Origin of the sequence: Paracoccus jeotgali (assembly GCF_002865605.1) — a bacterium.
GTDB lineage: Bacteria > Pseudomonadota > Alphaproteobacteria > Rhodobacterales > Rhodobacteraceae > Paracoccus > Paracoccus jeotgali.
This window is the reverse complement of the sequence record NZ_CP025583.1, coordinates 1,279,916-1,300,225: the sequence shown is the minus strand read 5'-3', so window position 1 is coordinate 1,300,225 and position 20,310 is coordinate 1,279,916. Positions and strand designations below refer to the sequence as shown.

The window sequence follows — 20,310 nt, the reverse complement described above, 5'->3', positions numbered from 1 at the left end:
CGAAGGAAAGAAGATGGGTGATCAGATCGTTCTGGTGGGGATGATGGGGGTCGGAAAGACCGCCGTCGGGCAGGAAATCGCCCGCCAGCTCGGCCTGCAATTCCGCGATGTCGATGCCGAGATCGAACGCGCCGCCGCCATGACCATCCCCGAGATCTTCGCCCGCGACGGCGAGCCGTTTTTCCGCGACCGCGAATCGCGCGTGCTCGAGCGTCTGCTGGGCGGGCCGCGCAGCGTGATCTCGACCGGCGGCGGGGCATGGGTCCAGCCTCGCAATCGCGAGTTGATCGACCGCGCGGGGCTGTCGGTCTGGCTCGACGCCGATCTGGATACGCTGTGGCAGCGCGTCCGGCTGCGCGCGACGCGGCCGCTGCTGATGACCGAAAACCCCCGCGCCACCCTGCAGGCGCTGCTGGCCGAGCGTGCGCCCATCTACGCCACCGCCGCCATCCGCGTCAAAAGCGACGCGACCAGCGATATCGAGACCACCGCCCGCCGCGTCCTGACCGCGATCAGGCAGCACAGCCCCGGTTTTCTGGAGGAAAGATGACCCGCACCGTTCACGTTCCGCTGGGCGCGCGCGCCTATGATGTCCGCATCGGTGCCGATCTGATCGCGCGGGCCGGGGCCGAGATCGCGCCCCTGCTGCACCGTCCCCGCGCCGCCATCATCACCGACGAGACGGTGGCCGGGCTGCATCTGGGCACGCTGCAGACCGCCTTGCGGGCCGAGGGCATCGCGTCCAAGGCGCTGATCCTGCCCCCCGGCGAGGCCACGAAATCATGGCCGCATCTGACCCGCAGCGTCGAGTGGCTGCTGGATCAGCGGGTCGAGCGTCGCGACATCGTGATCGCGCTTGGCGGCGGGGTGATCGGCGATCTGGTCGGCTTTGGGGCGGCGATTCTGCGGCGTGGGGTGCGGTTCGTGCAGATGCCGACGACGCTGCTGGCGCAGGTCGACAGCAGCGTGGGCGGCAAGACCGGGATCAACGCGCGGCAGGGCAAGAACCTGATCGGCGCCTTTCACCAGCCCTCGCTGGTGCTGGCCGACACCTCGGTCCTGGACACGCTGAGCGAGCGGGATTTCCGCGCGGGCTATGGCGAGGTGGTGAAATACGGGCTGCTCGGCGATGCCGAGTTCTTCGACTGGCTGGAAGCCAACGCCCACCGCCTGCGCGACGACATCGAGGCGCGCGATCACGCCGTCGCCCATTCCGTCGCGATGAAGGCCGAGATCGTGTCGCGTGACGAGACCGAACAGGGCGAACGCGCGCTGCTGAATCTCGGCCACACCTTCGGTCACGCGCTCGAGGCCGCGACCGGCTATTCCCAGCGATTGCTGCATGGAGAGGGCGTTTCCATCGGCTGCGCGCTGGCCTTCGAGCTGTCGGCGCGGATGGGTCTGTGCCCGCAAGAGACGCCGTCGCGCGTGGGCGCGCATCTGGCGCAGATGCAGATGCCTGCGGGTTTGCGCGACGTGCCGGGCGAGTTGCCCGACGACGAGACGCTGATCGCGTTGATGGGGCAGGACAAGAAGGTGGTCGACGACCGTCTGCGCTTCGTTCTGGCTCGCGGGATCGGTCAGGCATTCGTCAGCGACGCGGTCAAGACGGCCGATCTGCACGCGGTCCTGTCGCAGTCGCGGTAAGGGCCGCTAGTCCGCCTTGACCGCATGGGCGCGCAGCAGTTCCAGCGGCGCGATCTCGGTCGCGCGGGCATGCGTCGCCTCGAGCACGACCTTGGGCGCGGCGAATTCCTGCGCGGCCTGCACGAATCTGGCGGCGCAGAGACACCAGCGGTCGCCGGGCTTCAGGCCGGGAAAGCGGAACTCGGGCCGCGGGGTGGAAAGATCGTTGCCCAGATATTTCGACAGCGCCAGAAACTCGGCCGTGACGATGACGCAGACGGTATGGCTGCCCGCATCCTCGGGGCCCGTGTTGCAGCAGCCGTCGCGGTAGAACCCGGTCATGGGATCGGTGGAACAGGGCACCAGCGGCCCATCAAGCACGTTCAGCGCTGCATCCATGGTGAACTCCGGTCAGTAAGGCGAGGGGGCATTGGCGCACATCCGGCCGGGCTTGGCCAGAGGCCGCGCATCAACGGAACCGCGAGGCCAGCGCGCGCAGCCGGTCGGGCAGGCTGGCGGGCGTCTTGGGCGGGGGCTCGGAAGCGGTCTGCGGAGGTGGCGCCTTGGCGTCGGTTGCGATCGGTTTGCGGCCCTCGGAGGGGGGCCGGTCCTGATTTCGCGCCGGCACCACCTGTTGCGCGACCTTGTTCTGGAACCCCGCCGCATCGCCCGCGGCCAGCGCCTCGGCCCCCTTCGAGATGCCGCGCAGCAGATCGTCCAGCCAGGCGCCGTCTGCCTTGGCGAAATCCGACAGCACATGCCCCGTCACCCGGTCCTTGTGGCCGGGATGACCGATGCCCAGCCGGACGCGTTCGTAATCCGCGCCGATATGCTGGTGGATCGAGCGCAGCCCGTTATGGCCCGCATGCCCGCCGCCGGTCTTGACCCGGCACTTGCCCGGCGCGAGGTCCAGTTCGTCATGGAAAACAATGACATCGCCGGGCGTCAGTTTCAGATAGCGCATCGCCTGACCCACCGCCTGACCAGAGAGGTTCATGAACCCCTGCGGCTTGAGCAGCGTCACCCGCTGCGCCCCCAGCCGCCCCTCGGCGATCAGCCCCTGAAACCGCGACCGCCAGGGCGCGAAACCGTAATCCTCGGCGATCCTGTCGACGGCCATGAAGCCGATATTGTGCCTGTTGGCGGCGTATTTCGCGCCGGGATTGCCCAGCCCCACGATCAGTTTCATGCCGATTTCCTGCCCTGTCCTGCGTGCAATTTCAGCCCATCCCTTGCGAATGAGATCGGGCGTTACTAAGACTCTGTCAACCTTTGACGGGTAGAACGACACCCTGGGGCGCGCCGTCCGAATCGGATGGCAGGAACGACAGGGCAAGGCAATCGCGCACGGCACAGCATCGCGCAGAAAACAGGCGGCAAAAGACAATATGAGCGATCCGGCAGAATTCTACATGAACACGCTTGTCCCGATGGTGGTCGAACAGACCTCGCGCGGGGAACGGGCCTATGACATCTTTTCGCGGCTGCTGAAGGAACGCATCATCTTCGTCTCGGGGCCGGTCCATGACGGCATGGCGACCCTGATCAGCGCGCAGCTGCTCTTCCTCGAGGCGGAAAACCCGTCCAAGGAAATCTCGATGTATATCAACAGCCCCGGCGGCGTGGTGACGGCGGGCCTGTCGATCTATGACACCATGCAGTATATCCGGCCGCGCGTCTCGACGCTGGTGGTCGGGCAGGCGGCCTCGATGGGGTCGCTGCTGCTCTGCGCCGGTCAGAAGGGCCAGCGCTATTCGCTGCCCAACAGCCGGGTGATGGTCCACCAGCCCTCGGGCGGGTTCCAGGGTCAGGCCACCGACATCATGATCCACGCCCGCGAGACCGAAAAGCTCAAGCGGCGGCTGAACGAGATCTATGTCCACCACACCGGCCAGACGCTGTCCGAGGTCGAGGAGGCGCTGGAGCGTGACCGCTTCATGTCGCCCGAGGAAGCCAAGGCGTGGGGCCTGATCGACGAGGTGCTGGCCCCGCGCGGCAAGGCCGAAGCCGAGCAGAAGTGATCGGCAGCGCGCCCGTTCGATCGCCGTTTGGGGATTGAGACCGGGGGCGCACCCCCCTAACATGGGGACGACCCTTGGGCATCAGGCCCGGCGGGTCGGCCCGCGCAGGACTTTAAGGACGTAGCATGGCGACTGAAACCGACGGCAAGAACACGCTCTATTGCAGCTTTTGCGGCAAGAGCCAGCACGAGGTGCGCAAACTCATTGCCGGTCCGACGGTGTTCATCTGCGACGAATGCGTCGAATTGTGCATGGACATCATCCGCGAAGAGACTAAATCCTCGGGCCTGAAATCGGGCGAGGGCGTGCCGACCCCGCAGGAAATCTGCGCGGTGCTCGATGATTACGTCATCGGGCAGGAACGCGCCAAGCGCGTCCTCTCGGTCGCGGTCCACAACCATTACAAGCGCCTGAACCACGGCTCGAAATCCGATATCGAGCTGGCGAAGTCGAACATCCTGCTGATCGGCCCGACCGGCTGCGGCAAGACCCTGCTGGCCCAGACGCTGGCGCGGATCCTCGACGTGCCGTTCACCATGGCCGACGCGACCACCCTGACCGAGGCGGGCTATGTCGGCGAGGATGTGGAAAACATCATCCTCAAGCTGCTGCAGGCCAGCGAATACAACGTCGAACGCGCGCAGCGCGGCATCGTCTATATCGACGAGGTCGACAAGATCACCCGCAAATCCGACAACCCCTCGATCACCCGCGACGTCTCGGGCGAGGGCGTGCAGCAGGCGCTGCTCAAGATCATGGAAGGCACGGTTGCCAGCGTGCCCCCGCAGGGCGGGCGCAAGCATCCGCAGCAGGAATTCCTGCAGGTCGACACGACGAACATCCTGTTCGTCTGCGGCGGCGCCTTTGCCGGGCTGGATCGCATCATCGCGCAGCGTAACAAGGGGACGGCGATGGGCTTCGGCGCCTCGGTCAAGGAAAAGGACGACCGCGGCGTGGGCGAGCTGTTCAAGGAACTCGAGCCCGAGGATCTGCTGAAATTCGGTCTGATCCCCGAATTCGTCGGCCGTCTGCCGGTGATCGCGACGCTGACCGATCTGGATGAAGACGCGCTGATCATCATCCTGACTAAACCCAAAAACGCGCTTGTGAAGCAGTATCAGCGGCTGTTCGATCTGGAGGGCGTGAAGCTGAGCTTCACCGACGACGCCCTGACCGCCATCGCCAAGCGCGCCATCAAGCGCAAGACCGGCGCGCGGGGCCTGCGCTCGATCATGGAGGACATCCTGCTCGACACGATGTTCGACCTGCCGGGCCTGGACAGCGTCGAAGAGGTGGTGGTGAACGAAGAGGCGGTCGACAACCCCTCGGCCAAGCCGCTGCTGATCCATGCGGAGACGAAGAAGGACTCGGCCAAGACCGCGGGTTGAGATGGTGGAGATAGCGCGGCTGGGTGCCGAAGGCTACCGGCTCTGCGACTAACGCCCGACCTGAAATGATTTGCCGCGGCTGTCTGACGACAGCCGCGGCCTTTCATTTTGTGACTCTTTCGAATTGTCATGTGCTGCGGCGCTGTCTGATCGTCTGGCGGAAATGTATCGCTGGAGCAAAGGATGCGCGGGGCTTAGAACTGGCAAAGATATCAGCCGAAGCGCCGGGTTTTTTGTTCCTGCGAACTGACCGCCCGCAGACGTCATCGCTTCGCCAGACGCACGGATCAGCGTTCGTCGCAAAGCGGAAGAAGGCGCGTCGCGATGTATCTCTGCCCCTCACCGCCCTGAGGTTCGCCACTGGCCGCTCTGAAGCGGACGGCCGCTCGGAACGCTCTGGTCTGCCTCTCGCCTTCAGCAGCAGTCACGGTTCAGGCGAAGACCCAAGCCAAGCCCCACCCGCTACAGTCGCCCAGTGGTAACGTAGCGCAGGGCGCGGGCGACCTCTTCCGGGGTTCGGGCGACGGCGTTGGCGGCGGCGTCGATTTCCTTCAGCGCGTGGTCATGCTCGGGCGGGTGCAGCACGATGATCGGTGTGCCGAGCGCGGCGGCGTAGCCGGCGTCGAAGGCGGCGTTCCACTGCCTGTATTTCTCGCCGAAACAGACCACCAGCACGTCGCAGCGCTCGATCCCGGTCTTCGTGCGGATCGCGTTCAGCAGCGCGCCCTTGCGGTCATGCCAGAACTTGTCGTCCTCGGCCCCGAAGATCTCGACCCCGCAATCGTCCGACGCCGCGTGATCGGTCACCGGCCCCAGCCAGTCGATGTCCAGCCCCTCGCACGCCGAAATGATCGCGTCGCGCCAGTCGGTATGGATCTCGCCGGCAAGGTATACCTGAAGATTCACGGGGACACTCCTTTGGTTGATGTCAGAGCGGGCATGGTCGCCGATGCGGCGCGGCTTGGCAACCGGCGACGGCTGGGATGTCCTTCGTCAGGACGCCATGCCAGGCCACGGGCGCGCCGCGATATCGGTGATCGAGACGGATTTCAGGATTGCATGGACCGGCTGGCCCGGGCGCAGCCCCATCTGGCGTAGCGACCGCGCGGTGATGCGCGAGAGCAGCGCCGGCGCGGTGTTGGTCGGATCAGTGCCATTACCCGTCGCCAGCAACAGCCGCACCAGGACGCTGCCATCCGGGGCCGTGTCGATCCGGTCGACATGCCCCGCCAGCACGTTCAGCGCCGAGATGCCCTGCGGCACGTCCAGCGCAAGCATCACATCGCTGGCCAGCACCCGCAGCCGCACCGTCGCGCCGGAGGCGAGATCCGGCGGCAGGTCGTGGCGCGCCACATGCAGCGCGCCCGCCGCCGTGTCCAGAAGCGCCAGCCCATCCTCGACGATCCCGGCGAAGCGGCCGATCAGCAGCGCGCCGGTCTCGCGGCCAAGCGCGGCGGCGCTGGCGGGGTCGGAGAGCACGCGCGCCGCCGGACCTTCGGCCGCGACACGGCCCGCGTCCAGCATGACCACGTGATCGGCGAGGCGGGTGATCTCGGCCAGCGAATGGCTGACATAGAGGATCGGCAGCCCGAGCGCGCGGAGGTTTTCGAGATAGGGCAGGATCGCCGCCTTGCGCGCCTCGTCCAGCGCGGCGAGCGGTTCGTCCATCAGCAGCAGGCGCGGGGCCGACAGGATCGCGCGACCGAGCGCCACCCGCTGCTTCTCGCCGCCCGACAGCGCACCGGGGCGGCGGTCGAGCAAGGCGGCGATGCCCAGCAGCGACACGACCTCGTCAAAGCGGGCGGCGGGGGGGCGTTCGGCGCGGGGCGCAAAGCGGCGGCCGTAATCGAGATTGGCGCGGACCGAGAGATGCGGGAACAGCCGCGCGTCCTGAAAGACATAGCCGATGCGCCGCCGGTGGGGCGGCAGAAAGCGCTGCGTCGCCGTGTCGCTCAGCACCAGATCGGCCAAGGTGATGCGGGCGAAATCGGGGCGCAGCAGGCCCGCCACGGCGTTGACCACGGTGGTCTTGCCCGCGCCGGATCGGCCGAACAGCGCGGTGACGCCTGGACGCGCCGAAAACGACACATCCATCGCGAAACCGCGCCAGTTCTGGCGGATGACAGCAGTCAGCGTCATGTCCCGGCCAGTCGTCGCGCCAGCCGCCGCCCCAGCCATTCCGAGGCGATCAGCGCCGCCATGGCGATGATGACCGAGACCGCGACCAGCCGCGCGATCTGCGCCTCGGTGCCCGGCACCTGCAGCTCGGTATAGATGGCGGTGGGCAGGGTCTGGGTCTGGCCGGGGATGTTCGAGACGAAGGTGATGGTGGCGCCGAATTCGCCCATCGCCTTGGCGAAACCGATGATGCTGCCGGCAATGATGCCGGGCAGGATCAGGGGCAGGGTGACCGTCCGAAAGACTGCGCCCCGGCTGGCCCCCAGCGTGGCGGCGGCCTGTTCAAGGCGCGGGTCCACGGCCTCGATCGACAGTCGGATGGTGCGGACCATCAGCGGAAAGGCCATGACGGCGGCGGCCAGCGCAGCGCCCGTCCAGCGAAAGGCGAAGACGATGCCGAACCACTCGTCCAGCGGTGCGCCGAATATCCCGCGCCGGCCGAAGCCCAGCAGCAGCAGATAGCCCGTCACCACCGGCGGCAGGATCAGCGGCAGATGGACAAGGCCGTTGAGCAGCGCGTGGCCCGGAAACCGCCAGCGGGCCAAGGCATGGGCGGTCAGGATGCCAAGCGGCAGGCTGGCCGCGATCGCCACGGCCGAGACCTGCAGCGACAGCAGCACTGCCTGCCATTGTTGGGGCGTCAGCCAGTCGGGCATCGGCTCAGTTCACGACCCGGAAACCCTGTTCGGCAAAGATCGCGCCTGCCGCCTCGCCGGACAGCGCCTCGAAAAACGCGCGGTCGCCCTCATCCTCGGATTCGGTCAGCAGGGCGGCGGGATAGGTGGCGGGCGGATAGCTGTTATCGGGAAATTCGCCCACGACATGCACGCGCGGTTCGGCCTTGGCGTCGGTGGCATAGACGATGCCGAGCGGCGCCTCGCCGGTCGCGACCAGCGCCAAGGCGGCGCGGACATTGTCGGCCTGCGCGACCGAGGGTTCGGCCACCTGCCACAGGCCCAGATGTTCCAGCGCGGCCTTGCCATATTGGCCGGCGGGGACCGACTCGACCAGCGCCATCGCCAGCTTGCCGCCATCCAGCATCCCGGCCAGATCCATCGTCGCATCGACCGGCCCCTGAACCGAGGGATCCCCCGCCACCAGCACCAGCGTGTTCTGCAGCAGGTCGCGGCGCAGGTTGTCGGCGATCAGCCCGGCGGCCTCGACCTCGTCCATCCAGCTCTCATTGGCCGAGATGAAGATATCCGCCGGCGCCCCGTCGATGATCTGACGCGCAAGCGCGTTCGAGCCGGCATAGCTGATCACCACCTTATCGCCGCTTTTGGCCATGTAATCGGCGGCAACGGCGTCCAGCGCATTCCGCATCGAGGCGGCGGCGAAGACATGGACCTGATCGGCGGTCGCGGGAAGGGCAAGCAGGCTGGCTGCGACGATGGCAGGAAGGCTGACGCGCATGATCGGTCCTTTCGATATGTTCCAGCGGACATATTGACCCTTTCCCAGCCTCTGGCAAGCGCAATTCATCGCTAACAATCGGTCCGACCCTGACCAGATGGCTATAAATCCCCGGTCGCCGGGCCTTCCCTCGTTGACAAGTGCAGCCGAAACGGGGAACCTCGATCTACCAAGCATTTGGCCAGGTAATCAGGAGGCGAATATGAATATCGACCTCTCGCGGCGCGGCTTTCTGAAGCTGGCGGGCGCGGGTGTGGTGGCAACGTCGTTAGGGTCCATGGGCTTTGGCGAGGCCGAGGCGCAGGAATTGGCGCAGATCAGGCCTTACAAGCTGGCGACCCTGACCGAAACCCGCAGCACCTGCCCATATTGTTCCGTCGCTTGCGGCGTGATCATGTATTCCAAGGGCGATGTCCGTGACGGACATGCCGACCTGATCCACGTCGAAGGCGATGCCGACCACCCGACCAACCGCGGCACGCTGTGCCCCAAGGGTGCGGCGCTGAAAAGCTTTGTGCTGTCCGAGACCCGGCTGACCGAACCCAAGGTCCGCCGCCCCGGCAGCGACAAGTTCGAGCCGATCTCGTGGGACCAGGCGCTCGACAAGATCGCCCGCGCGCTCAAGGATGACCGCGACGAGAACATGGTCCAGTTCAACGAGGCCGGCGTGCCGGTCAACCGTCTGACGACGACCGGCTTCCTGGCCGCCTCGGCCACCACCAACGAGACCGCATGGGCGACCTTCAAGGTCGTCAAGGGTCTGGGCATAGCAGGATTCGACAACCAGGCACGTGTCTGACACGGACCGACGGTGGCCAGTTTGGCTCCAAGTTTCGGTCGCGGTGCGATGACCAACTCCTGGACGGACATCAAGAACGCCGATCTGGTGATCGTGATGGGCGGCAACGCCGCAGAAGCGCATCCGTGCGGCTTCAAATGGGTGACAGAGGCCAAGGCGCATCGCGGCGCCAAGCTGATCGTGGTCGATCCGCGCTTTACCCGCACGGCAGCGGTCAGCGATTACTATGCGCCGATCCGGCCCGGCACGGATATTGCCTTCCTGATGGGCATGATCCGCTGGATGATCGAGAACGATCGCGTGCAGTGGGAATATGTCCGCAACTTCACCAACGCGGCCTTCATCGTGAAGGACGAGTTCGGCTGGCAGGACGGGCTGTTCTCGGGCTATGACCCGGTCAAGCGCGACTATGACAAGTCGAGCTGGGATTATGTCATCGGCGATGACGGTTTCGCCAAGGTCGACATGACGCTGGAAGACCCGCGTTGCGTCTGGCAGTTGCTGCGCGCCCATGTCGAGCAATACACCCCGGAAATGGTCGAACGCATCTGCGGCACCCCCGCGGACCGGTTCCGGCACATCGCCGAGATGATCGGCGAGACCTCGGCGCCCGACAAGACCATGACCTCGATGTATGCGCTTGGCTGGACTCAGCACGCCAAGGGCAGCCAGAACATCCGCGGCATGGCCATGTTGCAGCTGATCCTGGGCAATATCGGCGTGATGGGCGGCGGCATGAACGCGCTGCGCGGCCACTCGAACATCCAGGGCCTGACCGATATGGGTCTGATGTCCAACCTGCTGACCGGCTATCTTGCGATGCCGACCGAGGCAGAGCCGGATTTCGAGACCTATATGGCCAGCCGGACCTTCAAGCCGTTGCGGCCGAACCAGACCAGCTATTGGCAGAACTACCCCAAGTTCATGGTTTCCTTCATGAAATCCATGTGGGGCGATGCGGCGCAAGCCGAGAATGACTGGGGCTATCACTGGCTGCCCAAGCTTGACGTGCCGAATTACGACATTCTGCGCATGTTCGAGCTGATGAACGAAGGCCATGTGAACCTGTATTTCTGCCAGGGCTTCAACCCGCTTCTGGCCTTCCCCAACCGCGCCAAGCTGACCTCGGCGCTGTCCAAGCTGAAGCTGCTGGTCACCATCGACCCGCTGGAGACCGAGACCGCCCGCTTCTGGGAAAACCACGGCGAATACAACGACGTGGACACGGCCTCGATCCAGACCGAGGTGCTGCAGCTGCCGTCCAGCTGCTTTGCCGAGGATGAGGGCTCGCTGACCAACTCGGGCCGCTGGCTGCAGTGGCACTGGCCGGCATCGACCCCGCCGGGCGAGGCCAAGCTGGACACCTGGATCATGGCGCAGATCTTCCTGCGCGTGCGGGAGCTGTACCGTCAGGAAGGCGGTGCGGTGCCGGAACCGATCCTGAACCTCAGCTGGGACTATGCCGATGAAGGCGATCCCACGGCCGAGGAACTGGCCCGGGAAATCAACGGCCGGGCGCTGACCACCGTCTATGACGCGGCGGATTCCAGCAAGGTCGTGGTCGAAGCGGGCAAGCAGGTGCTGAACTTCGGTCAGCTTCGCGATGACGGCTCGACCGCCTGCGGCTGCTGGATCTATTCCGGCTGCTGGAACGAGGACGGCAACAACATGGCCCGGCGCGACAATGAGGACCCCTCGGGCCTCGGCGTCTATCCGAACTGGACCTGGTCATGGCCGCTGAACCGCCGGACGCTGTATAACCGCGCGTCCTGCGACCTGAACGGCAAGCCGTGGGACCCGTCCCGGACGGTGATCGAGTGGAATGGCGAAAGATGGGTCGGCAATGACGTCCCGGATATCGGCCTGACCGCGAAACCCGAAGAGGTGGGGCCGTTCATCATGAACCCCGAAGGCACATCGCGCCTGTTCTCGCGCGGGATGATGCGTGACGGGCCGTTCCCGACGCATATGGAGCCCTTCGAGAGCCCGATGAAGAACGTCTTCAACGCCGATATGCGGGGCAACCCGGTGGCGCGGGTGTTCCAGTCGGACCTCGACGATCTCGGCACCTCGGACGAGTTCCCCTTTGTGGGCACCTCGTATCGCCTGACCGAACATTTCCACTACTGGACCAAGCACAACCATGTGAATGCTGTGCTGCAGCCGGAATTCTTCGTGGAGATCTCGGTTCAGCTGGCCGAAGAAAAAGGCATCGGCAATGGCGGTTGGGTGCGCGTCTGGAACAAGCGCGGCTCGATCAAGGCCAAGGCGGTCGTCACCAAGCGGATCAAACCGCTGATCTGCGACGGCAAGCCGGTCCATGTTGTCGGCATCCCGCTGCATTGGGGCTTTACCGGCGCGGCGAAAAAGGGCTTCGGTCCGAACTCGCTGACCGTGTTCATCGGTGACGCCAACATCGAGACGCCGGAATCCAAGGCCTTCCTGGTCAACATCGAACCCTCAGAGGAGCCCGTGGCATGACAATTCCGGCGTCCCCTCCGACAACGGCCGTGTCGAACCCGCCGGTCGAGGCGCTGCCGCCCAATCTGGGCGACGGCGACATCATCCTGGCCTCGGCCACCCCCAACCTGCCGCCGCCCACGCGGCAGTTGGAACCCGTCGCCAAGCTGATCGACATCTCGAAATGCATCGGCTGCAAGGCCTGCCAGTCCGCCTGTGTCGAGTGGAATGACACCCACCCCGAGATCGGCGTCAACAATGGCAGCTACGACAACCCGCACGACCTCACCCCGGAAATGTATACGCTGATGCGTTTCACGGAATACGAGGACCCCGATACGGGCGATCTGGAATGGCTGATCCGCAAGGATGGCTGCATGCATTGCGAGGATCCGGGCTGTCTCAAGGCCTGCCCGGCCCCTGGCGCCATCGTGAAATATACCAACGGCATCGTTGATTTCATTCACGATAAATGCATCGGCTGCGGCTATTGCATCAAGGGCTGTCCCTTCGACATCCCGCGCATGTCCCCGACCCGTCACGTCGTGTCGAAATGCACGCTGTGTTCGGACCGGGTGGCAGTGGGGCAGGGACCGGCCTGCGCCAAGGCCTGCCCGACGCAAGCCATCGTCTTTGGCACCAAGGACGACATGACCGCCCATGCCAACGATCGCATCGCCGATCTGAACGCACGCGGTTACGACAATGCGGCGATCTATGACCCCGCGGGCGTCGGCGGCACGCATGTCATGTATGTGCTGCCTCTGGGCGACCGGCCGAGCCGCTACTCGGACCTGCCGGACGATCCGCATATCTCGTCGGTGGTGCAGGGCTGGAAAGGCCCGACCAAGACCGCCGGTCTGGCCGCCATCGGTCTGGCCGCGGCGGGCGCGGTGCTGCATTCGATCTTCACCAAGCCGAATGAAGTCACCGCCCATGACGAGGCCGAGGCCGAGGAGCTGGTCGAGGATACCCTCGCCACCGGCCCCGACGTCACCGATCTGACCGATGGGAGGCAAGTCTGATGGCCCGTCGCGAGTTCTCGGAACGCTCTGACCGCATCGTCGCGACCGAACCGGTCGAGGTGCGCCGCTATGCCGGCTATACCCGCTTCAACCACTGGTTCACCGCGGCGCTGATCATCGCGCTGATCCTCTCCGGCTTTGCGCTGTTCACGCCGCAGCTGTTCTTCCTGACGGCGCTGTTCGGGGGCGGGCAAAGCACGCGCTTCCTGCATCCGATCATCGGCGTGGTGTCCTGCCTCAGCTTCCTGTTGCTGTTCGTCCAGCTCTGGCGGCTGAACATCATGCGGCGCGAGGATCTGGTCTGGGCCCGCCATATCGGCGACGTGTTGACCGCGAACGAGGAAAACCTGCCCGAGCTGGGCAAGTACAACCTCGGCCAGAAGATGGTCTTCTGGGGCATGTTCTGGCTGCTGCTGGCGATGATCATCTCTGGCGTGATGATCTGGCAGCAGTTCTTCGCGGACATGATCTCGATCGAGGTGCGTCGGTGGGCGGTGCTGGTCCATTCGGTCTCGGCGGTGCTGATGGTGCTGGTCATCATCCTGCATGTGCACGCCGCGATCTGGACGCGCGGCACGATCAATGCCATGACAAGCGGACGCGTCAGCGGCGGCTGGGCATGGCGCCACCACCGCAAATGGCTGCGCGAAGTCGCCAACCGGCAGGACACTCCGCCGGCAGAGTGAGTGAACAACGGCCCGGCCCGGCATTGGACCGGGCGGGCCCGCAACCCGGGCGCCTGATGAAACACCAGACTGCGCCATAGGCGCCCGGACCTGATAATGAGCCTCAAGCCTGATCCCTCCGTCATCGGCGGCGTCGCGACGCCGCAATTCGCGCGTCTGCCCGATGTGCAGGCGCTGTTCACGCGGCGGGCCACGCGGCTGCGGCATCTGGCCGCCAGCTCACATCTGGCGCCTTATCTGCGGTTTCTGGCCGACATCTGCGACGCGCAGCGGCGCATCGCGGAAAAGCTGGGCGACGCGGCCGCGCCCGACGCCGAGATGATCGCCCGCAACCGCAGCTATCGGATGCCGCCGCTCGACCGCGCCGCGCTGATCGCCACGCCCGAGATGCAGGACGCCCTGCAGGCCATGCTGACCGAGGCCGCGCTGATCGAGATGCCGGCCCCCGCGCGCGAGGCGCTGGACGCGCTGCAGGCGGCACCCGAAAGCGACCGCCACGCGCTGCTGGCCGAACTGGCCGCCGACCGGGTGCCGGACGGCTTCGCCGCTGCCGCCACCTTTGCCGCCGCCGCCTTGCAGGTCGTGGCCGCACGCCACGCCGCCGCACTCGACGCCGATCAGCTTGTCCCCATCCGCATAGGTATCTGCCCCGGCTGCGGCGGCAAGCCCGGCCTGTCACTGGTGACCGCGACCCAGCATCAAGAGGGCGCGCGCTATGCCTGCTGCGCCACCTGCGCCACGCAATGGAACGAGGTGCGGGTCAAGTGCCTGTGCTGCGGCTCGACCAAGGGCATCAGCTACCGCGTGGTCGACGATGGCAGCGAAAACCCGGTCATCAAGGCAGAGGTCTGCGACGAGTGCCATTCCTGGTTCAAGGTGCTGTATCAGAACCTCGATTCCGGGCTGGAAGCGGTGGCCGATGACGTGGCGAGCCTGGGTCTTGACGCGCTGATGCGCGATACCGAGTGGCGCCGCTGCGGCTTCAACCCGTTCCTGGCGGGTTACTAGACCCTTGCCGCTGCGGGGCTTGCCCTCGATCGACCGGCTGCTGAACGCGGATGCCGGGCGGGCGCTGGTTGCGGCGCATGGGCGCGGGCCGGTGACGCGGGAATTGCGGCTGGCGCTGGAGACGCTGCGGGCCGAGGCGCTGGCCGGCGATGCGCTGCCCGCCGACGCGGCCGGGGCGGTGCTGTCGGCCGCCGCCGCCGCGCTGACCCGCCCCGATCCGCTGCGGCCCTGCCTGAACCTGACCGGCACGATCCTGCACACCAATCTTGGCCGGGCCTTGCTGCCCGAGGCCGCGATCCGCGCCGCCACCGACGCCATGCGCGACGCGGTGGCGCTGGAGTTCGATCTGGACAGCGGCGGGCGGGGCGAGCGCGACGACCATCTGCGCGACCTGCTGCGCCGCCTGACCGGGGCCGAGGACGCGACCGTGGTCAACAACAACGCCGCCGCCGTGCTGCTGGCGCTGAACACGCTGGCGGGCGGGCGCGAGGCCATCGTCTCGCGCGGCGAGTTGATCGAGATCGGCGGCGCCTTCCGCATCCCCGATATCATGGCCCGCGCCGGCGCCACCCTGCGCGAGGTCGGCACCACCAACCGCACCCATCCCGGCGATTATCGCGCCGCTCTCGGTCCGCAGACCGGCGTGATGCTGAAGGTCCACACCTCGAACTACCGGATCGAGGGCTTCACCAGCGAGGTGCCCGCCGCGACCCTGCGCGAGATCGCGGCCGAGGGCAGCGAGGTGCCGGTGCTGAACGACCTGGGTTCCGGGTCGCTGATCGACCTGTCGCGCTATGGGCTGCGGCGCGAGCCGACCGTGGCCGAGGCGGTGGCGCAATCGGATCTGGTGACGTTTTCCGGCGACAAGCTGCTGGGCGGGCCGCAGGCCGGCTTCATCTGCGGCCGCGCCGATCTGATCGCGCGGATCAACCGCAACCCGATGAAGCGCGCCATGCGTCTCGACAAGATCCGCATCGCCGCGCTGAAGGCGGTGCTGGAACTGTATCTCGACCCCGACCGGCTGATCGAGACGCTGCCGACGCTGGCCATGCTGGCCCGGCCCCGCGACGACATCGCCGCGCAGGCCGAACGGCTGCAGCCACGGGTGCAGCAGGCGGTCGGCGCCATTGGTTTTCAGGTCGCGGTCTGCGATTGCGCGAGCCAGGTCGGGTCCGGCGCGCTGCCCACGGACACGCTGCCAAGCGCGGGTCTGGCGCTGACCGGGCCGGGCGGTGCGGCGCCGCAGCAGCTCGCCGCGCGGCTGCGGGCGCTGCCGGTGCCGGTTCTGGGCCGGATCGCAAGCGGGGCGCTGATCCTCGATCTGCGCGGACTGCGCGGCGATGATCGGCTGATCCATGCGCTGACGGGGCTGGCCCCGTGATCATCGGGACGGCGGGACATATCGACCACGGCAAGACCGCCCTGGTCGCCGCGCTGACCGGCACCGACACCGACCGGCTGGCCGAGGAAAAGGCGCGTGGCATCACCATCGACCTGGGCTTTGCCTATACCGATCTGGGCGATGGCAGCGTCACCGGCTTTGTCGACGTGCCGGGGCATGAGCGGCTGGTTCACACCATGGTCGCGGGGGCGGGCGGCATCGATCTGGCGCTGATCGTGGTCGCCGCCGATGACGGCATCATGCCTCAGACTCAGGAGCATCTGGCGATCCTGTCGCTGCTGGGGGTTACCCGCGCCGTGGTCGCGATCACCAAGGCGGATCTGGCCGAGGCGCCGGCGCTGGACGAGCTGCGCGCGCGGATCTCGCAGCGCCTGCAGGCGACGCCGATGGCGGGGGCGCCGGTGCTGGCCGTCTCGGCCCGCAGCGGGCAGGGGATCGACGCGCTGCGCGATCTGCTGGCCCGGCAGGCGGCGGAGACCGCGCAGCGCGAGGCGGGGCAGCCGTGTCGCGTCATCATCGACCGGTCGTTTTCGATCGAGGGCGCGGGCACGGTCGTCACCGGCATCCTGCGCGCGGGCGAGGTGCGGGTGGGGGACCAGCTGACCGTCTCGCCCGCCGGGCTGCCGGTGCGGGTGCGCGGCGTGCGGGCGCAGAACCGGCGGGTCGATGTGGCGGGGCCGGGGATGCGGGTGGCGCTGAACCTTGCCGGTATCGCCCGCGATCAGGTCGGGCGCGGCGACGCGGTGCTGGCGCCCGAACTGCACGCGCCGACCGACCGCGTCGATGTCGCGCTGCACTGGACCCATGCCACCCCGTTCCGCTCTGGCACCCGCGCCCGGCTGCATGTCGGCAGCGCCGAGGCCGAGGCGCGGCTGGTGCCCTTGGGCGCGCGCCTGCCCGATGGGGCGGAACTGGTGCAGATGGTGCTCGACCGGCCGCTGGCGGTCGGTTGGGGCGACGGCTTCATCCTGCGCGATCCCTCGGCCAGCCGGACCCTGGGCGGCGGCCGCTTGCTGGACCTGCGCCCGCCCGCCCGCCGCCGGGCCACGCCCGAACGCCACGCCGCGCTGCGGGCCTGGGCGCTGCCGGACCATGACGGGGCCTTGCAGGCGCTGTTGCAGGTGCCGCCGGGGCATGTCGATCTGGCCGCCTTCTACCGCGACCGGGGGCTGACGGCGGCAGAGCCGGGTTACGCAGATATCCTCGGCCCGCCCACCAACCGCATGGCCTTCCGCAAGGGCCTGCCGGACGAGATGCAGCAGGCGCTGACGGAGACTTTGGCGGCCTATCACGAGGCCAACCCGGACTTGCAGGGCATGGGGCGCGAGGCGCTGCGGCTGTCGCTGCGCCCGCGCCTGCCGCTGCCGGTGTTCGAGGCGCTGCTGCGCAACGCGATTTCGGCTGGTCGTATCCACGCCGAGGCAGGCTTTGTGCGCCTGCCCGGTCACGCTCCCCAAATGGCGCCGGCGGATGAGGCGCTGTATGCCCGGATCGCGCCGGAACTGGCCGGTGAGGCGCGGTTCCGCCCGCCCCGCGTGCGCGATCTGGCGGGGGGGTTGGGCATGGCCGAGGGCGAGGTGCGGCGCGTGCTGAAACTCGCCGCGCGGCTGGGTCGGGTCGATCAGATTGCGCGCGACCACTTCTTTCTGCGCGCAACGACGGCGGAAATGGCGGCGATGATCCGTGAGCTGTCGGATGCGGGCAGCGAGGGCTGGTTCACCGCGCCCGCCTTTCGCGACCGCACGCAGAACGGGCGCAAGGTCGCCATCGAGATCCTCGATTTCTTCGACCGGCTAGGGCTGACCCTGCGCCGGGGCGATCTGCGCCGCGTCAATCCGCATCGCGCCCATCTGTTCTGACGGGCGCGACCGGGGGTCTTAGCCGTTCGGGCCGCCCAGCAGGTCGATGCCCGTCGTCACCGGCGGCTGCCAGGTCTTGGATTGCGGCACGGCGCCGGCGGGCGTGGTGCCGATGAAGGCGCCGCCCGTGCCGCCGGTCCAGCCGGTCGAGCCTGCGTTTTCCGGCGCGGTGCCGCCCTCTGCCGGCTCTGGCTCGGTCGCGGGGGTCGCTACGGCGCCCTCATCCCCGACCGAGGCTTGGGTGCCGTCCTGCGCCTCGGCCTGCGGCTCTGCCGTTTCCGGGGCGGTTTCGACGCTGGCGGGCTGGGTGGGTTCGGCTTCGGCTGTCGTCTCGGCCCCAGCGTCAGCAGGCGCCGTGTCAGCCGGGGCGGCATCAGCAGGTGCCGCCTCTACCGGGGCCGCATCCGTAGTCCCCGCATCCCCGGTCACGACCGGCGCGCCGGCCTCGGGCGGTGCGGGCAGGGTCACGGGGTCGGCGGCGGGCGTCGTCTGGGCCTGCGCCGCAAGGGTCAGCGTGCCCAGTGACAGCACGGTCGAGAGAAGAAGTTTACGCATGGCGGTTCCTTTTGCGATCATCAGGCGCATGGCTGGCATCAGACCCTTCAGCCCGCCGTTACGCAAGCGCTTGTTCAGCCTGTCGTCCTTGATGCTAGGCCAACGCCGCCGCTTTTGCCAAGGTTCCTGTTGGCGCGGGGGCAGGCGGCGCTTGACGATGGGCGCCGAAGCCGGTTGAGTCCGGCCATGACCAAAGTCCGCCAGATCGACCTGCCCGACGCCCCGCCCACCGCCACCACGCCCGTGCAGCGGTTGGGCGACGGGGCGGCGCTGAATGTCGAACTGGCGCAGGAAACCGCCATCGCGATCAGCTATGACGGCACGACCCAGGCGGTACTGATGGCAAGCCCCGCCGATCTGGTCGATTTCGCTTACGGGTTTTCGCTGACCGAGGGCATCGCCGACCCGGCCGAGATCGACGCGGTGACGCCCGAGACGGTCGAGCATGGCATCGACCTTCGGATCTGGCTGAAGCGCACCGCCTCGGAACGGTTCATCGGCCGCCGCCGGCGCATGGTCGGACCGGTCGGCTGCGGGCTGTGCGGGGTCGAGACGCTGGCGGCGGCGATGCGGCCCCTGCCGCACGTCACCGGCGACTGCGTCATCACCACGGATGATCTGGACATGGCGCTGGCGGCGATGGAGGGCGGGCAGCGCCTGCGTGACGCCACCGGCGCGAGCCATGCGGCGGGCTTCCTGCTGCCGGGGCGCGGACTGGTGGCGCTGCGCGAGGATGTGGGCCGGCACAATGCGCTGGACAAGCTGGCCGGCGCCATGTTGCGGGGCGAGGATGCGGGCCGGATCGGGCAGGGTGCGGTGGTGATGACCAGCCGGATCTCGGTCGATCTGGTGCAGAAATCGGTGCTGATGGGCGCGGCCGCACTGATCGCGCTGTCTGCGCCCACCCAGGCCGCCGTGACGGCGGCGCAGGCGGCGGGGCTGGGGCTGGCCGGTCGCGCGCGCAGCAGCGCCCGGGCCGAGATCTATGCCCATCCGCAGCGGTTCGGGCTGTAACGCCCGCAGGCAGCGTTAGCCGTTTTCCTTCCGCGTCTGTTCGATCACCGGCGCGATCCCGCCCTGCGGCAAGCCGCGCAGCAGGCGGTCGCCGATGACAAAGCTGGGCGTGCCCGAAATCTGCAAAGCCTGCGCCAGTTGCGCGTTCTTGCGCAGCACATCGGTCACTGCGTCCGAGTTCATCGCGCCGATGATCTGGTCGGCGTCAAAGCCCATCTCGGATGCGATCTCGCGCAGCGTCTCGATCGTCACATTGCCGCGCATGGTATAGAAATGGTCATGCACGCGCTTGTAGGCCTCGGGCCCCTCGGCCTGCTGAACGGCGACCGCAAAGCGCGAGGCGAGGTCGCTTTCCTGCCCCAGAATCGGCAGCTCGATGAAGATCATGCGGATGTTCTTGTCATCCTGCAGCAGTTGCTCGACCTGCGGGAAGGCCTGGCGGCAGACCCCGCAGCGATAGTCGATGAACTCGACCACGGTGACATCGCCATCGGGATTGCCGCCCTGCCAGCTATGGCCGTCATTCAGGATCTGGTCGCGAAGCTGAGCGATGACGGCGCTGTCGTTTTCGGCCTCATTGTCCAGCCGGCGCTGTTCCAGCACGTTCATCGCCTCGATCAGCACCTCGGGATTGTCCAGAAGATAGGCGCGGATGGCGGCGTTGAACTGTTCCTGTTCGGTCGCATCCATCGCGCCCAGATCAAGGGCGGCGGCGGGCGTGGCGGCCAGCACAAGCGCGGCAAGCAGTCGTTTCATGCGGGGAAAATCCTGATGGTCCGTGAAATCTGGCGCAAGACTGGACGCAAAGCGGGGCTTTGACAAGCCGCCCCGCCTGCACAGTGTCGTGCGCCCGAGGCTGGCCTGCGGCCCCTGCGC

19 protein-coding genes are annotated in these 20,310 nt (G+C 67.3%); 11 read left to right on the top strand and 8 right to left on the bottom strand.

Annotation, left to right across the window (positions count from 1 at the left end; translation table 11 throughout):
• Positions 1-13: 13 nt before the first annotated feature.
• The gene (locus CYR75_RS06375) at positions 14-550 is read left to right on the top strand and encodes a shikimate kinase (RefSeq protein WP_101499308.1); all 537 of its coding nucleotides are present in this window, start codon (positions 14-16) and stop codon (positions 548-550) included.
• Entirely contained in the window at positions 547-1,647 is a 1,101-nt protein-coding gene (gene aroB / locus CYR75_RS06370) for a 3-dehydroquinate synthase (protein WP_101499307.1), read from the top strand. Before CYR75_RS06375 ends, aroB begins: the two co-directional genes overlap by 4 nt.
• Before the next feature lie 6 nt (positions 1,648-1,653).
• On the opposite strand, the gene CYR75_RS06365 is transcribed toward aroB, so the two are convergent.
• Positions 1,654-2,025 carry a DUF2237 family protein gene (locus tag CYR75_RS06365; RefSeq protein WP_101499306.1) on the bottom strand — a complete coding sequence of 124 codons (372 nt, stop codon included), beginning with the start codon at positions 2,023-2,025 and terminating at the stop codon, positions 1,654-1,656.
• Positions 2,026-2,095: 70 nt separating this feature from the next.
• Entirely contained in the window at positions 2,096-2,815 is a 720-nt protein-coding gene (gene pth, locus CYR75_RS06360; protein WP_101499305.1) for an aminoacyl-tRNA hydrolase, read from the bottom strand.
• A 199-nt stretch (positions 2,816-3,014) separates the two neighbouring features.
• Here pth and CYR75_RS06355 point away from each other — a divergent pair, with 199 nt between their 5' ends.
• Together CYR75_RS06355 and clpX are read left to right on the top strand one after the other, a co-directional pair.
• The gene (locus tag CYR75_RS06355) at positions 3,015-3,647 is read left to right on the top strand and encodes an ATP-dependent Clp protease proteolytic subunit (protein WP_101499304.1); all 633 of its coding nucleotides are present in this window, start codon (positions 3,015-3,017) and stop codon (positions 3,645-3,647) included.
• Positions 3,648-3,772: 125 nt separating this feature from the next.
• Positions 3,773-5,035, top strand: coding sequence for an ATP-dependent Clp protease ATP-binding subunit ClpX (gene clpX, locus CYR75_RS06350; protein ID WP_101499303.1), 1,263 nt, complete (start codon positions 3,773-3,775; stop codon positions 5,033-5,035).
• Between the two features lie 462 nt (positions 5,036-5,497).
• Here the strand turns inward: clpX and CYR75_RS06345 are convergent, their stop codons facing one another.
• The 4 genes from CYR75_RS06345 to modA form a co-directional block, all read right to left on the bottom strand.
• Positions 5,498-5,941: a YtoQ family protein gene (locus CYR75_RS06345; RefSeq protein WP_101499302.1), complete on the bottom strand. Its 444-nt coding sequence runs from the start codon at positions 5,939-5,941 to the stop codon at positions 5,498-5,500.
• Between the two features lie 87 nt (positions 5,942-6,028).
• On the bottom strand, positions 6,029-7,174 hold the full coding sequence (modC, locus tag CYR75_RS06340; RefSeq protein ID WP_101499301.1) for a molybdenum ABC transporter ATP-binding protein: 1,146 nt from the start codon (positions 7,172-7,174) through the stop codon (positions 6,029-6,031).
• Positions 7,171-7,869 (bottom strand): molybdate ABC transporter permease subunit, encoded by a 699-nt coding sequence (gene modB, locus CYR75_RS06335; protein ID WP_101499300.1) that lies wholly within the window; start codon positions 7,867-7,869, stop codon positions 7,171-7,173. Before modB ends, modC begins: the two co-directional genes overlap by 4 nt.
• A 4-nt stretch (positions 7,870-7,873) precedes the next feature.
• Positions 7,874-8,626 carry a molybdate ABC transporter substrate-binding protein gene (gene modA, locus CYR75_RS06330; RefSeq protein ID WP_101499299.1) on the bottom strand — a complete coding sequence of 251 codons (753 nt, stop codon included), beginning with the start codon at positions 8,624-8,626 and terminating at the stop codon, positions 7,874-7,876.
• Positions 8,627-8,828: 202 nt separating this feature from the next.
• On the opposite strand from modA, the gene fdnG reads away from it, so the two are divergent.
• The 6 genes from fdnG (at position 8,829) to selB (ending at position 17,865) form a co-directional block, all read left to right on the top strand.
• Positions 8,829-11,906 carry a formate dehydrogenase-N subunit alpha gene (gene fdnG / locus CYR75_RS06325; protein ID WP_101499298.1) on the top strand — a complete coding sequence of 1,026 codons (3,078 nt, stop codon included), beginning with the start codon at positions 8,829-8,831 and terminating at the stop codon, positions 11,904-11,906.
• Positions 11,903-12,910: a formate dehydrogenase subunit beta gene (gene fdxH / locus CYR75_RS06320; protein WP_101499297.1), complete on the top strand. Its 1,008-nt coding sequence runs from the start codon at positions 11,903-11,905 to the stop codon at positions 12,908-12,910. The genes fdnG and fdxH overlap by 4 nt, the downstream gene beginning before the upstream one ends.
• A complete protein-coding gene (locus CYR75_RS06315; protein ID WP_101499296.1) occupies positions 12,910-13,596 on the top strand; it encodes a formate dehydrogenase subunit gamma in 687 nt (228 codons plus the stop codon). Before fdxH ends, CYR75_RS06315 begins: the two co-directional genes overlap by 1 nt.
• A gap of 96 nt (positions 13,597-13,692) precedes the next feature.
• The gene (gene fdhE / locus CYR75_RS06310) at positions 13,693-14,604 is read left to right on the top strand and encodes a formate dehydrogenase accessory protein FdhE (protein ID WP_101499295.1); all 912 of its coding nucleotides are present in this window, start codon (positions 13,693-13,695) and stop codon (positions 14,602-14,604) included.
• Between the two features lie 19 nt (positions 14,605-14,623).
• Positions 14,624-15,985, top strand: coding sequence for an L-seryl-tRNA(Sec) selenium transferase (selA, locus tag CYR75_RS06305; RefSeq protein WP_264080907.1), 1,362 nt, complete (start codon positions 14,624-14,626; stop codon positions 15,983-15,985).
• Positions 15,982-17,865, top strand: coding sequence for a selenocysteine-specific translation elongation factor (gene selB, locus CYR75_RS06300; protein ID WP_101499293.1), 1,884 nt, complete (start codon positions 15,982-15,984; stop codon positions 17,863-17,865). Before selA ends, selB begins: the two co-directional genes overlap by 4 nt.
• 18 nt (positions 17,866-17,883) lie before the next feature.
• Here the strand turns inward: selB and CYR75_RS06295 are convergent, their stop codons facing one another.
• A complete protein-coding gene (locus CYR75_RS06295) occupies positions 17,884-18,420 on the bottom strand; it encodes a hypothetical protein (RefSeq protein ID WP_158644600.1) in 537 nt (178 codons plus the stop codon).
• A 186-nt stretch (positions 18,421-18,606) separates the two neighbouring features.
• On the opposite strand from CYR75_RS06295, the gene fdhD reads away from it, so the two are divergent.
• Positions 18,607-19,434, top strand: a complete 828-nt coding sequence (gene fdhD, locus CYR75_RS06290; RefSeq protein ID WP_101499291.1) for a formate dehydrogenase accessory sulfurtransferase FdhD — start codon at positions 18,607-18,609, stop codon at positions 19,432-19,434.
• A gap of 15 nt (positions 19,435-19,449) precedes the next feature.
• Here the strand turns inward: fdhD and CYR75_RS06285 are convergent, their stop codons facing one another.
• Positions 19,450-20,190, bottom strand: coding sequence for a DsbA family protein (locus CYR75_RS06285; protein WP_101499290.1), 741 nt, complete (start codon positions 20,188-20,190; stop codon positions 19,450-19,452).
• Positions 20,191-20,310 lie beyond the last annotated feature (120 nt).

Coding starts and splice junctions, on each gene's coding strand:
- CYR75_RS06375 (WP_101499308.1), top strand. CDS start 14: ATGGGTGATCAGATCGTTCTGGTGGGGATGATGGGGGTCGGAAAGACC.
- aroB (WP_101499307.1), top strand. CDS start 547: ATGACCCGCACCGTTCACGTTCCGCTGGGCGCGCGCGCCTATGATGTC.
- CYR75_RS06365 (WP_101499306.1), bottom strand. CDS start 2,025: ATGGATGCAGCGCTGAACGTGCTTGATGGGCCGCTGGTGCCCTGTTCC.
- pth (WP_101499305.1), bottom strand. CDS start 2,815: ATGAAACTGATCGTGGGGCTGGGCAATCCCGGCGCGAAATACGCCGCC.
- CYR75_RS06355 (WP_101499304.1), top strand. CDS start 3,015: ATGAGCGATCCGGCAGAATTCTACATGAACACGCTTGTCCCGATGGTG.
- clpX (WP_101499303.1), top strand. CDS start 3,773: ATGGCGACTGAAACCGACGGCAAGAACACGCTCTATTGCAGCTTTTGC.
- modC (WP_101499301.1), bottom strand. CDS start 7,174: ATGACGCTGACTGCTGTCATCCGCCAGAACTGGCGCGGTTTCGCGATG.
- modB (WP_101499300.1), bottom strand. CDS start 7,869: ATGCCCGACTGGCTGACGCCCCAACAATGGCAGGCAGTGCTGCTGTCG.
- modA (WP_101499299.1), bottom strand. CDS start 8,626: ATGCGCGTCAGCCTTCCTGCCATCGTCGCAGCCAGCCTGCTTGCCCTT.
- fdxH (WP_101499297.1), top strand. CDS start 11,903: ATGACAATTCCGGCGTCCCCTCCGACAACGGCCGTGTCGAACCCGCCG.
- CYR75_RS06315 (WP_101499296.1), top strand. CDS start 12,910: ATGGCCCGTCGCGAGTTCTCGGAACGCTCTGACCGCATCGTCGCGACC.
- fdhE (WP_101499295.1), top strand. CDS start 13,693: ATGAGCCTCAAGCCTGATCCCTCCGTCATCGGCGGCGTCGCGACGCCG.
- CYR75_RS06295 (WP_158644600.1), bottom strand. CDS start 18,420: ATGCGTAAACTTCTTCTCTCGACCGTGCTGTCACTGGGCACGCTGACC.
- fdhD (WP_101499291.1), top strand. CDS start 18,607: ATGACCAAAGTCCGCCAGATCGACCTGCCCGACGCCCCGCCCACCGCC.
- CYR75_RS06285 (WP_101499290.1), bottom strand. CDS start 20,190: ATGAAACGACTGCTTGCCGCGCTTGTGCTGGCCGCCACGCCCGCCGCC.